The organism is Listeria swaminathanii (assembly GCF_014229645.1).
Taxonomy (GTDB): domain Bacteria; phylum Bacillota; class Bacilli; order Lactobacillales; family Listeriaceae; genus Listeria; species Listeria swaminathanii.
The window spans coordinates 123,219-136,514 of the sequence record NZ_JAATOD010000003.1 but is presented as its reverse complement, the minus strand read 5'-3'; the positions used below and the strand labels follow the sequence as shown (position 1 = coordinate 136,514).

Genomic DNA, 13,296 nt, shown 5'->3' with positions numbered 1-13,296 from the left:
TTCTTCTTATTTTACCCGAATCCCAAACAGCGGCATCAAGGCAGGCGCTTGAGAAAAATCAATGCTCACACCTTTTAAATCTTGCGGCATCGCAGTAATAGACTCAAAAATACAAGTACTAAGATCAACCCCACTAAGAGCACAATTCAAAAACTGAGCCTTATTCAAATCAAGCCGTTCCAAATACGTATCAACCAGTTGCGCACCACTAAAATCACTATTCGTATACGCGCCGGCTTCAAACGCCACCCATTTCAAATTAGCATAACGAAAGGCAACATAATCCGCGTAACAGTCAACAAAAGTACAATTTCTAAGCGTAGCATCACTGAAATTCACGCCAATTAATTTACAATTTTCAAAACGAACCCGGTGAATAATCGCACCCATCAAATCTAAATTCGACAAGTCACAATTTTTAAAAACAATATCGGTCAAATTCGCGCTTACAAGAGAAACAGAATCGAACACACATCCATCAAAAATAATTGTTTCTAAATGAAAATGCTCAAAAATTTCCCCAGTTAGCGTCGTTTTTCTAAAAATCTGCTCACTAACTTCACCAACATCTTCAATAAAATATGTATCATTTGGATAAACCGTCAAATCCTCATCAGGAATCCGCGGTGCAGTAATTTTTTTCATTATTTCAACCTCACTTCCGCTTTTATTATACCGTATTTTACGAGGAAATGGAGCGGAAAATCGTTTACCTTTCATAAAAAACGGATTACAATGAAGCTAGGATAAAAATGGAACTTGAGGAGTGAGCGAGATGACAGCGAGCGTGTTTGTAGCAGGAAAATTACTACCAGAAACGATGAAAACTCTTGGAAAATGGGATGTTAACGCCTATACGGGTGAAGAAAATATTACAGAAGATGAGCTGTTAAAAAATACAGCTGAAGTGGACGCAATCATATGCCCACTTTCTTCACCAATCACAGCAAAAGTATTAGAATCAGCAAAAAATCTCAAAATCGTGGCAAATATTGGCGCGGGTTTTGATAATATCGATGTGAAAAAAGCGCAGGAGTTGGGCATTGCAGTGACCAATACGCCAGATGTATCAACAGAAGCGACGGCTGAACTGACGCTGGGATTGATTTTGGACGTAGCACGGAGAATTTCAGAAGGCGACCGATTATGCCGTGAAACCCCCGAGCAATTTAAAGGTTGGGCGCCAACGTTCTTTTTAGGCACAGAGTTAAGCGGAAAAACGCTTGGAATCATTGGTTTAGGAAGAATTGGCCAGGCAGTCGCGAAACGTGCCGCTGCTTTTGGAATGAAAATTATTTATTCAGGACACAATCCGAAAGAAGCTGCAAAAGAGTGGGACGCGGAGTTTGTGAGCCAAGAAGAACTATTGGAGCGGAGCGATGTCGTGACGATCCACGCGGCATATAATCCAAGCTTGAAACATTTATTGAACGAAACAACCTTAAAAACAATGAAGTCGAGCGCATTTTTGATTAATGCTGCCCGTGGCCCTGTTGTGGAGGAAGCGGCACTGATTAACGCGTTAAAAACAGGCGTGATTGCTGGCGCCGCGCTAGATGTCTTTGAATTCGAACCGAAAATTGGCGCAGAGCTAGGCAAGCTAGATAATGTTGTTTTAACACCACACATCGGCAACGCAACCGTGGAAACCCGCACAGAAATGGGCAAAATCGCTATCGTCAATGTAGAAGCAGTTTTGGCAGGCGGAGAACCGCTACATTCCGTGTATTGATACAGATAAATATAGCCACGGCGAGTTGCTGTGGCTGTGTTTTCCCGCTAAATTATGGTATAATATTTTTTGTCGGAATACGACATCGGGTTGTTAGCTCAGTTGGTAGAGCAGCTGACTCTTAATCAGCGGGTCGGGGGTTCGAAACCCTCACAACCCATACATGAAAACCGCCTAAACACAAGGTTTAAGCGGTTTTTTTTTTTTGAAATTTTAAGGTAAATTACTGATTTTTCATAAAGTGGGGCATAGATGGGGCAGAACTCTTAAAATTTGTAACAGATAAATCTTAAGACCATCTGAATTATTATGCTATATTATTCAATGTCTATTTACAATTAACGTGAAAAAATTAAATAAATCCAGAAATTTAGGGTATTTAAACATTGTTTATGTGCGCTAATATGTTCTTTTTGTGACAAGAGGGCAACTAAGTGCATAATTAATGAATATTAATCTAAATTGCACTCCATATTGTGATTTGAAACACAAATACAACTCAATCTGTGTAATAATAACTATAAACTACCCCAAATTCAAGTCATTCATGATAAGAATCCGGCATTTCATTACATTTTTGGTTATACATTCTTTATGTGTGCTAAGATTTATATGTAACAGTTTTATATGATTTTCGTTTATATCATCAAAAATACAGCATCGGAGGAAAACACAATGAAAAAAATGAAAACGGAAAAGCGTCTCATTTGGATCCAGGCCCTCCTAGTCATCACGTGCATCATCATCTATCTAACAACGAAAATTTTAATAACTTTAGCACTTGCGTTTATAGCTCTTCTTGGAGTAGGATTTCAATTTTTAAGATACCAAAATGCCAAAAAAGAGTTTGATCAGAACTGAATATAATCATCAAGAATCCATCTTCACAAGGAGGCCCCCAAATGCGAGGAACACGCTGGTTTTATATTAGAGCCTTCATTGTAACCATGTTAGCTATAATCGGCTTTTTTATCTGGGACGCTAAGATTGTAACGCTCGGTATATTCAGCTATTTCATTATTCAAGAAATAATTTACTTTATTATCGATAGGAGAAAAAATGAAGAAAATTCAATGGATAGTTAATCGAGCTTTTGTAGCATCGATTTTATTAATTACTGCGCTATTTGTGGTCCCTCCAACATTTGGGATAGCTGATGGAAGTAAGGTGAGCTTTTATGAATATTTATATGGAGCACCTTTAAAATGGCTAACTGTAATGACGATAACAGATGAGAAAAATGATTTTACAGAGATGTTTTTCGCGGGGAATGAAGGTATAAGTATCCAATGGTTCAATTTAATAGGAAGCTTTGTGCTTATTTTCATCATTGTAAGTCTTGTTTTTCACCTAGCAAAATTGCTACATAATAGAAAGAACGCCTAAAAAAGACAACCTATTATTTACAGGTTGTCTTTCTCTATATTATTGAATAAGAATCTCATTATTAGCATCCGCTTTTTTAAATATAGCCACAATTCCTTCTATAAACGATACAATTGAAGGAATACCAGTCCAGCAAAATACTACGTAAAGAACGCCTTGACCATTTTTTCCTGCTAAGAATTTATGAGCGCCGAATGTTCCAAGTAGAAGTGCTAAGGCAACATAAACCCATTTATTAACTAATTTCCCTTCATCCTTTTGGGAAAAACGAATTTCTGTTACAACTGTTTGTGTTTGAGTTTGAGTCTGAGCTTGCTCTTGAGCCTGATCTTGATTTTGGGAGTTATTGTTAACGATATTAATATTAGGATTTTCAGTCGTTTTCTCCACTTTTTTATTTACAATCAGTTCTTCTCCGTGTTTATAAACTTCCACTTCATCCCCAGTGTCAGGACTGAATGTAAAACAAGTCAATGAAACATCGATTGTCTCCCCGTTATCTTTTAGTACTATTGCTGAACTATCTTCAATTTTAATGACCTTTGCCATGTTCCTTCTCTCCTTTTTTCTATATGCTGTTGTAAATAGTCTTTTTTATTATAAAATGAGAAAAATTTACTTCTTAATATTATCATAAAAAGCTTGGGAAAAGCGGATTTAAAAGAAAATTTATTAATATTTTTCTTTGTTTTTGCAAAAACAAAAAATATCCCAACACCTTAACCCCCACGTCCAAATTTTCCTATTTCAGTAGTTTAAATTGTTTGAGAAGAACTAAAGGACTACAATTAAAAGCGAAAAATGAAGCCGGAATCGATAAAAATGTATCGTTTTAGGCTTCTTTTTTTCTGCCATTTTAGCGAAAGTGAGATTTATCAACGTTTTTTCAGATTTGGAAAAGTGGATTTTCGCTTAAATGTTACGAAAAATTGTCAATCAATGCTATTTTTATCGTAAATCAGTTGTAATTGCCTGTACGAAAACCATTCGTTTTCTAAGATAATAAGTCTGTGATGAAATTTTAGAGAGGATGATTATGAGAATGAAGTACATTGAATATCACGACTACATCAAAAGAGACGCCATTATTTATGCTTATTTACTCGATAATTTTTCTTATGTTTGTAAACAAATAAAGGCTTGGGAAAGTGTAACTATAGATAGAGACCACGTTTTATTAGTGAAAAATGGAACGTTAATTGAAGAAAGTGATGGAAAGAAAAAAGGTATTGTTCGTTGTTTTTTTCAAAAAAATCTTGTTTTTCCTACTAGAAATCCGATGGTACTGAAGGCCTTGGAGACATCTGAAGTTTGTTTGATTAGCGCGGAAGGGGTATTTGGGAAACTGGAAGAGGATCAAATCTTATCTAATTTCTTTTTACAAATCGCGGAGAAAAATGAACAAGATTTAAAAAGACAAGCATTACTCGGTATCGAAAACTCGAAAAATAAAGTTGTATCCACGCTTAATTTCCTATTAGAAAATAATTTAGCTAATACCACATTACCAGTTTTTCCAGAATGGCTCCAAATAAATATTTTAGCGAAACTAGCTAATTGCTCTATTTCCACAATATCTTCAACTGTAAATGAACTACACAATGATGGAAAATTGGATATTAAATCTTCTCCATGGAAGCTCAAAGGACGCGAAATGAGACTTGAATATTTTGAAAGAGAAGTTCAAAAAGTAGCAGACTAACTTAGATGAAAGCAGGACAGATTTGTTTTCATATGGTACAAGGCTTGAATTAATGAATCAAGTTCTTTTCCAAATACAAAAATATACACACAAACGAGGTGGAAGTAGGACTTGAAGAAAAATATTTTAGTTGTAATTATTGTTTCGGTACTTGCTATAAGTGCGGTTGTTTCAGCATTTTTTCTAATGAGAGATGACGCTTATGCTATTGAAGCAGAGGGATTTACGTATAGTCCCAAAGGAAAACCAGTTACGTTTTCAGCTGATGCGAAGTACAATGATGCTTGGCTTAATAATGAAAAGACCATTTCAGACGGAAAAGAAGTAAAACCGATTAACTTGGCCAGAACCTTATTTTTAAAAGATGGACGAATCCAGTTTTTAGGTAAAAGTGTAGCTATTAAAAGTGCGTCAGATTTAATTGAGATGCCTTCAAAAACAACCGTCACTGAAAACAAAGGGACATATAAAGCAAGTGTTACAAAAGACAAAACGATTGCGCAGCTTCCGAAAGGCACGGTAGTTAAACTTGCTGAAGGACGCTACATTATTTTAGATAATGCATATTTGAAAAACAAAAAAGGACTTAACAAAAAATTACCAAAAAACGTTATTGTTTCCATTGATGAGAATAAGAAAGTTTTATTAATGGGGGAAAAAACTTTAGAAGAACTTGCGGGCGATGATGCCTATATTGAAATGGAAAATAATCGTTATCAATTTGATTTGAAGAAAGAAATATTAGTCAGCCAAACTGACAATGAAGAAGATATTGATATTCGTTCGATTAAGGTTGAAATAGATGATAAGGCCGAGAAACGAAATCTAAAATCTACAAAAGAAACAACTACAACAGACGAAACGAAGAAGCAAGAAGATAAAAGCAATGAACAAACAAAAACAAATCAAGCAACCGATGGTAATGCAGCTAATAACGAAGCCGCAGCTGGTAATTCTAACGGTGGAGACACTGGAACAGCTACCAAAAATGGTGCAAATGAAACCACGAAAAATAACCAAAATAATACCGATGTCACTAAAGGTAATGAAATTATCAAAAGGCTAAATGACGCTGAAAGTTTAAGTGCATTCCAAGTGCCAATTGTGGATGTTGAATTAACTGTGAAAGGCCAAAAAGCCTCCGCAAAATTACAACTAACCGATTCTTCTGAACGACTGCAATCTTTAGAAGCAATTTTATACGACAGCGAAAACAAAGTTGTGAAAAAGGTATCATTGAATTCATCAAAGGCCGACCAAGATTTTGCTTTTGATAGTTTAAAATACGGCGAAACCTACCAAGTTGTCGTTCAAGGGAAGTACAAATCTGCAAGTGATAAAATTCAAGAAACGATTTTCTTCCGCCAAACGGTAGAAGCAAAACCGGTTGTATTAACGCCAAAAGTAGTCGAACGCAGTGAAGATAGTTTGACGGCGGAGATAACTGCAACAGAATTATATGGCAATGTGGACGAATTAGTTCTAAAAATCAAAGAAAACAACAGTAATGTAACTACTTCTAAAACAGTTAAAGTGGATGCTAAGGCACTTACGAAAGACGGCAAAGTAGAAGTCAAATTTGACTCGTTAAGTAGTAGTAAAGAATACATCGTCGAGATGGAAAAATTAGTGGTTGATGGTAAAGAAGTAACGGATGAAAATTGGTATTTCATTGCATCGACACTAAAAGCAAAACCAACGATGGCTGGAATAGAGCTTGCTTATAGTACCGAAAAAGGTGAATTCACAGCGGTGCCAATTAATTTAATTGATAAAGATAGTTCTATTACTAGTATTCGCTATGTTGCTTATTTAGAGGAAGATTATAAGGCAAATGGGGAGAACGCTAAAGAATATGCTTATTCTGTTGTTGATTCAAGCCAGAAGAAAACATCAGTAAAAGTTGGGCGAACAGTTGATATGAGCGATGGGAGTTACGTTTTTGTAGCTTACATCTCTGGCAATAATAATCAAGCCGACTTTACGTTTGCTACTCCAGTTTCTAATGCGGTAGTAGTTGGAATGAAATCTATACCAACTGTAGAATTTTCTCTGAAAGCAGCAGAACAAGATAAATTAACCATCAATTATGAAGTTTTTGATGCAGATAATACAATGCTTTATGATAATTTGACGCATCCAACCTTAAAACTTTATAAGTCGAATGCGCAAGGTTTATATAGTGGCAATCCGGTTGCTACAGTAGACCTGCGAAATAAATCTGACATTACAAATTTACTGGAATTCGATAGTTTAGAAAGTGAGACTTATTATGTTGTTGTAATGACAGCTTCTTATAATTTAGATGACGGGACAGGGATTATGGTGGATCAGCGTATTGGCCAATCTAGCGTGTTCCAAACAACGGAAATAGCGAAAGTTGATGCCACTTTTACACTCGAATCCGTTACGACCAAACAAGCGGAAATTAATGTCAAATTTTCTGAATCCGCGACGAAACTAAGCACGGCAAACTTAAAAATCTATGATAAGAAAAATAACACACTTATAAAAACGATTCCTTTAAATAGCGACTTTGAAAAGCTGATGAGTGCAGATGGGAAAAACTATCTTTTTGAAGATCTAGCTATTAATAAAGAATACTTGTTAAAAGTAGAAGATGGCCTTGATAGCGGAATGAACCAAGTCCCAGTAGAAGGCGAATTAGTTTTCAAAACTAAAAGAGAAACACCGATAACCGACAAAGTTCTACTTGATTACCAACCGAATAAAATGAAAGTGGGCGGGTTAGCCGGTATTGAAGCTACGGAAAAACCAATGCTGGATGATTACAATGCGGTTAGCTCTATCACGTACCGAATCTATAAAGTAGACGACTTAAATACGCCGCTTGTAGAACAAGAAGTTTCAACAGCAGCTGAATTTGAAAAGTATTCTTACTTTGATTTATCTAATGCCGATTTAGGACGCGGTTTTGATTACATGATTAAAGCAGAAGTAATTTGGAATGACAATTATGAAGATCATCGTATTGAAATCAGTTCTGAAACAATTCAAATTAAAAAAGAAAAACCAACTGTTGAATATGAAATTTTAAGAAGAACAGCGACGGAAGTAAAACTCAATGTTTATGTGAGAGATATTGAGGGCGCGATTATCCCTGGAAAATTAGATATTACTAGCTCAACAGGTGGGACTGTACCACTCGTGAATGGAAAAAACACAGTAACATTACCGCTTTCAAGTGAAGGCGCAACAACGATTAAAACAGTAGGTGACTATGTCGTTACTAGCGGAGAGCCAGCAGAATCAACTGTCTTTATGACAAAAAATTTGGTGGCGATGAATACAACGGCGCCGCAAGCTAGTGCGCAATTTGCATTAGACGAAACAGGGCGTTCACTGATTCTAACGCCGCAACCTGATGATGTGGCCAAAAGTAATGTAATGAAAACAACCTACAGTATTCAAGCCGAAAATAGTTCTAGCCCAGATTATTCAGTAGCTAAAATAGGCGATGAACAATTTGATGCTCAAACTATTGATTTGCCATTCGGGAATGTATGGTTTAACAATTCGTATCAGTTAGCGCTTGATATGAAAATGAACTATATGGAAAACAGAATAAACAATGAGAAGTTATTTGAAAACTATTACGTGTCACTAAATGATAACGCGGCATTTGTAACCTCGTCTAACGGCGGTGTATCAACAACTAGAAATGCAAATCGGGCAGATGTTTACCGCGTGACAAAAGGTCCAACTGACGCGGAAGGTAATATTTCAGGTGTTAAATTTAAAAATATTTGGACTGGGACTTACATTGCATACCGCGGCGGGGTTCTAATTAGTAACAGTGAGACTGCAGATCCGTTTAGTTTTAGACGTCAAGAAGATGGAAGTTATGTAGCGGAACTAAATGGTCGTTATGTTGACTTCTCATCAGGACTTGTTTCTACGGAAGCGGCCGGTTCAAAAATCGACCTTTATTCTGCGCAAGAAGAAACAGGGAAAGTTTCGCAATCGATAACTACGAAAGCATTAGCAGAGCCAAACATTACAGCTGAATCGCTTAGTATTTATGATAAGCGAGTTAAGTTAGATGTTATTGGTGAAGATAAGGATAATACCATTGTTAAAAAATCTAACGAAAATGAGCTGTTTGTCAACGCGTACAAAGAGGACGGGACAACACTTGTGAAGTCAGTTCGAATTGACGGCTTACCAACTCGAGATGTCTCTCTTACTGAACTTTCGCCTGATAAAACGTATGTTATTAAAGTAGAAGGAAAATATGATTTGTTAGACGGAGAAGGCGCAAAAAATAAAGTTTACTATACCGAAACAATCACTACGGAGAAAAGTCTACCAAGCATGGCTTCAACAAGTTACACGTGGAACCCAGCTTTTGGCTTCAGAACGATCAAAGGAAGTAACAACTTTATTGATGAAAGTAGCGTTTTAACAGACATCGAATATCGTTTGTATGATGCTGCGACAGTATCTTCTAGTTTAACGAATCTAGTCGCGCTGGAACAAGAATTAGGCAGCAAAACGCCAGCAGCGACATTTAATAATTTATCGAAGACGCCAGAATTTGGTTTATATAATAATCTGGGCATTCAAAACTATGCTTCCGGAAAAACCTATATAATTGCGGCCTTTATGAAAACAAGTCTAGCTAAGGCGCCAATTTTCTTAAGTGATGCAAAGTCAATTTATCTTGCACCACCAAAAACAGTTAGCGCACCAATTAAGCTAGAAAGCGTTTCAGCTAGGCAAGCAACATTGAAATTCTCTTATAACGACCCAGATAGTTACTTTGTAGGCGGGACCAATAAGCAATTCCAATATGTCTTAAAAGAAACAACGTCTGGCAAGATAGTTAAGAATGGTGCTTTCACAGGTGGAAATACAGCTAGTTGGTTGAACACATTCGACGATTTAGAGCCAGCGAAAGGTTATACCTTAACTATCAGCACAAATTACGACACGTTGGCTGGTGATGGAAGTCATCCATGGAGTACTAGTTTAAACTTTACGACCGATGATGAGTATGTAACCTCGAACTCGGTAACAATTCAACTTGATGCTGCAACGAAAAAAATCAAGCTTCAAGCAAAAGAATTAAGTCCAGGATCAACAACCATTGAAAAAATCGAAATGGAGTTCTATGAGTTGCTTGATTATGGTGGTAACAATGAGCGAACTAGTTTAGTTGAAAGAAAAACGGTCACTTTACCAAGCTCGTATCCCGCAACAATTTCTGAAAGCTTTAGTATTGCAGGGAAGAAGCAGAATCAAAGTTTCTTAGGCAAAATGGTCGTTACTTATCGTACGCCGTTGAATGAAGTTAAAACCTATGAAAAAACATCCAACTTTGTAACCTTGCAAGAAGATATTGCGGCAAACTTAAGGTCATTCAGAAGCGTAAGAGCTACTGATACTAATGTGGCTGTAGAACTAGACACGACAAAAGTAGATACAGAAGCAAAAGAAACTTACACGTTTGAGCTAAAAGATGAAGACGGCGAAGTGATTGATACAGAAAAAGTTGCAGCCAAAGATATTGCGGAGCCAGTTAATTTGTCGATGGAACCAACGAGCAATTATGCAATAACTGTATTCGATCAGAAAGATAAGCCAATTGCACTTTATCAAGGCAATAACGAAGAAAATAATCTTAAAGCTAATATCACTGATGATAGCTTCACCTTGATGGCAAATGACACCGCAGATGCGAAAACAAAACTGACTGTCACGATTGAACCAAAAGAACTTTCCGCTTGGGAAAAAGTACAGTCATGGTTCGGCAAAGATTTCACAGAAACAAAAACTGTCGAAAAAGAAGAGCTAGATGCTGGTGTGGAATTCGATACAAATTATCATGATTCGAAAGTTACTGTTAAAGAAACAGAATCAGGAAAAACTTTTGGGATTATCGAACTGGAGGCAAGTAAATGAAACCTACATGGAAAATAGGCGTAATCGTTGCAGCTGTTCCGTTAATCATTATTTCTGTAATCTTGTGGGGATCTTTTAAAGAGGCAAGATATGATCTTGTCTCCCTCCCCAGTAATGGTGTGGTATTAAATGATGAACAAGAAACATTGCAATTTCAAAAAGGTCACACACTTTATCGAAGCTGGAATGAAGATCAGCTCATCGCCAAAAATGATGAAGACGATACGCGCAGTAAAATCATGCAAAGTACGATTCTCTATTTGGATAAAGACGCGCTAATGTTCACCAAAAGTGTTCCCGTCATTGATATAAATGGCGTGAGTACAAAGTTAAAAGGAAGACAAGTGTATGAATCAAAAGGGGCTTCCTATCAATATAAAGACTCAGAGATTACCGAAAAAAGTGTAGTAAAACTAGCCAATCGTCAATATTTCTTAAATGCAGAGGCCACTCTTTATCTCGGCGGAAAAGAAATTAAGAAAGTTTCCAAACCACTTCTTCTCATTGATAAAACCGGTAGTGTCACTATTTATGAAAATAAAAAGAAAAGCCGTTATTTAGGCCATATGACATTAAAGGTCAATGATGAGACCGTTTTGGATGCGAGTAATGAAACATATACAATCGGCGAACGCAAAATCGACCTTGCTAGCTTCGGCGGAACAGATAATGAAAAAATCGTCGTTAAAAAAGACGAGAAAGAAGCAAATGACAAGGCAGCAAGTGATAAAGCAGCTGCAAAAGATAACCAATCGAGCGACGAAACTGGTACGAAGAATGAATCTGCGAATAGCGGTCTGAATGCAACAAAGAAATACGGAAATGAAATAAAAGCAGGCAGCGGTTCAGCAGACACAGGAACGAACGGTAGCGGAAATGGCACGAGCGGAAATGCGCAAAAAGACTTAGAAGAAATTGATAATTATGGAGCTGTTCTAAAGAAAATTGAAGATCTAAACAAGAAACTAGAACGCAATATCCCAGTACTAAGGATTGGCTATATAGCGCCAGGCGTAACCAGTGCGAAAGTCAATTATAAATATTCAGATCCAAATAACACCTTGATTGGTGTAACGAAAATTAGTGCGGTAGATGAAAAAACTGGTAAAACTATCAATACTCACTATGGATCTGCTGTAGATACAGAAGCTACACTGACTGGTCTTTCTCCAAATGGGAAATACCACCTTGAATTCACTTACCAGTACGATCTAGGTACAGACAAAGGCATTCAAGAAGTGAAAATGAAGAGCGATTCTTTCACAACCCAATCAGTATCAGCTATTTATCAAATGCAAAGTGTTACTAGTACGTCAATCAAAGTAAATATCGCGCTAGATGCACAAATAGAAGGCATTAAGCGAGCTCGAATCAAAGTGAAAAAAGTAAATGGTGATTCTTTCTATATGAATGTTGGTACAAACTTTATTAACGGTAACGGAGAACTTCTAAACGTAACAGGCTTAGATCCGGGCACCGCGTACCAATTCCAAACTATTATTGAAATGAAAAATGGCGAAACAATCGAATTGAATAGCTCAGAAAAATACTACACAATGCAGTCAACTGTTTTAAGAAGTTTACGAGCTAATTTATCAGTGAATAAAGTTGTGCAAGTTGAGTACGACTGGGCATCAACCGATTACACGCTAAACCAAGCCACTGTCGAGTTAAAGGATGAAGAAAATTCCGAAGTGGATTACAAAATCGTCAACCAAGAAAAAGGAAACATTCGCTTAGTACCAATTACTGACGAAGAAACAGTTGATTTAGAAGCTAAGTTAGTTCTTAAAACAACAAACAACGATACAAAAGAAAGCAAAACATTCGAATATCCGATTGAACAAGACGTTCAGTATGATAAAGATGCGAAATTAACTATTTCCTTAACACCGTTCCAAACAGAAGAAAATAATACAAAGCAAACGGAGGAAGCTGAACAAGAAGCGACACGGAATGCAGGCTTAACAACGAAGATTGAAGAAGTTTTGGCTCCTCAAAACGCCACTTACGATATGAAGTTCTCCATGCAGCGCAAAGCAGGTGAGACATATCGGATAGCTTTTGAAAGACGTCCGGTTGGGACAAGTGATAGCTGGACTTCTTTTAGTAGCAAAGAATTGGTGGCTGACGAAACTGGATTAGTAAGCTATATGGAGATAATTTCGAGGATTGCGAAAGAAACTTTTGATTACCGTATTGCAGTTTATGACACTAAGGGCGCGTTGCAACTGTACGTATATCAATAATAGTAGAGGGGTACATTTCTTAGTACCCCAATCTCATACAGAAGGTAGGAAATAATAATGGATTTAGTAGTTGCATGTAGCGTAATTGGCGCCGCACTAGCAATTGGGCTCGCAACTTTGGGAGCTGCAATTGGACAAGGAATTGCGGTCAGTAGAGCAACAGAAATTATCGGAAAAAACCCGAATGCAAAAAAAGAAGTTATGGGAGGCCTCTTTTTAGGACTTCTAATGATTGTTGCATTAATGCTTTTTGCACTGGCAATCGCAGTCATCTTGCTTTGGGTTAACCCGTTCATATGATA

Annotated in this window: 9 protein-coding genes and 1 tRNA gene; 8 read left to right on the top strand and 2 right to left on the bottom strand. The window is 37.0% G+C overall.

The window, feature by feature from the left end; translation table 11 throughout:
* Nucleotides 1–6: 6 nt before the first annotated feature.
* Nucleotides 7–645: a pentapeptide repeat-containing protein gene (locus tag HCX62_RS10425; protein WP_185639003.1), complete on the bottom strand. Its 639-nt coding sequence runs from the start codon at nt 643–645 to the stop codon at nt 7–9.
* A gap of 130 nt (nt 646–775) precedes the next feature.
* On the opposite strand from HCX62_RS10425, the gene HCX62_RS10420 reads away from it, so the two are divergent.
* From HCX62_RS10420 to HCX62_RS10405, 4 genes are all read left to right on the top strand, one after another.
* Entirely contained in the window at nt 776–1,732 is a 957-nt protein-coding gene (locus tag HCX62_RS10420) for a 2-hydroxyacid dehydrogenase family protein (RefSeq protein WP_185639002.1), read from the top strand.
* 87 nt (nt 1,733–1,819) lie between these two features.
* Nucleotides 1,820–1,892: transfer RNA gene (locus HCX62_RS10415), tRNA-Lys, on the top strand.
* Nucleotides 1,893–2,407: 515 nt separating this feature from the next.
* Nucleotides 2,408–2,593 (top strand): hypothetical protein, encoded by a 186-nt coding sequence (locus tag HCX62_RS10410; RefSeq protein ID WP_185639001.1) that lies wholly within the window; start codon nt 2,408–2,410, stop codon nt 2,591–2,593.
* Nucleotides 2,594–2,791: 198 nt separating this feature from the next.
* Nucleotides 2,792–3,118, top strand: coding sequence for a hypothetical protein (locus HCX62_RS10405; protein ID WP_185639000.1), 327 nt, complete (start codon nt 2,792–2,794; stop codon nt 3,116–3,118).
* A 39-nt stretch (nt 3,119–3,157) separates the two neighbouring features.
* Here HCX62_RS10405 and HCX62_RS14125 read toward each other — a convergent pair whose 3' ends face one another.
* Complete coding sequence (locus HCX62_RS14125) at nt 3,158–3,667, bottom strand: TM2 domain-containing protein (RefSeq protein WP_185506525.1); 510 nt, start codon at nt 3,665–3,667, stop codon at nt 3,158–3,160.
* Nucleotides 3,668–4,160: 493 nt separating this feature from the next.
* On the opposite strand from HCX62_RS14125, the gene HCX62_RS10395 reads away from it, so the two are divergent.
* From HCX62_RS10395 to HCX62_RS10380, 4 genes are all read left to right on the top strand, one after another.
* A complete protein-coding gene (locus HCX62_RS10395) occupies nt 4,161–4,820 on the top strand; it encodes a cyclic nucleotide-binding domain-containing protein (protein ID WP_185638999.1) in 660 nt (219 codons plus the stop codon).
* 111 nt (nt 4,821–4,931) lie between these two features.
* Nucleotides 4,932–10,745, top strand: coding sequence for an ATP phosphoribosyltransferase regulatory subunit (locus HCX62_RS10390; RefSeq protein ID WP_185638998.1), 5,814 nt, complete (start codon nt 4,932–4,934; stop codon nt 10,743–10,745).
* Nucleotides 10,742–12,994 carry a hypothetical protein gene (locus tag HCX62_RS10385; RefSeq protein ID WP_185638997.1) on the top strand — a complete coding sequence of 751 codons (2,253 nt, stop codon included), beginning with the start codon at nt 10,742–10,744 and terminating at the stop codon, nt 12,992–12,994. The genes HCX62_RS10390 and HCX62_RS10385 overlap by 4 nt, the downstream gene beginning before the upstream one ends.
* 57 nt (nt 12,995–13,051) lie before the next feature.
* Complete coding sequence (locus tag HCX62_RS10380) at nt 13,052–13,294, top strand: ATP synthase subunit C-like protein (protein ID WP_003721714.1); 243 nt, start codon at nt 13,052–13,054, stop codon at nt 13,292–13,294.
* Nucleotides 13,295–13,296: the final 2 nt, after the last annotated feature.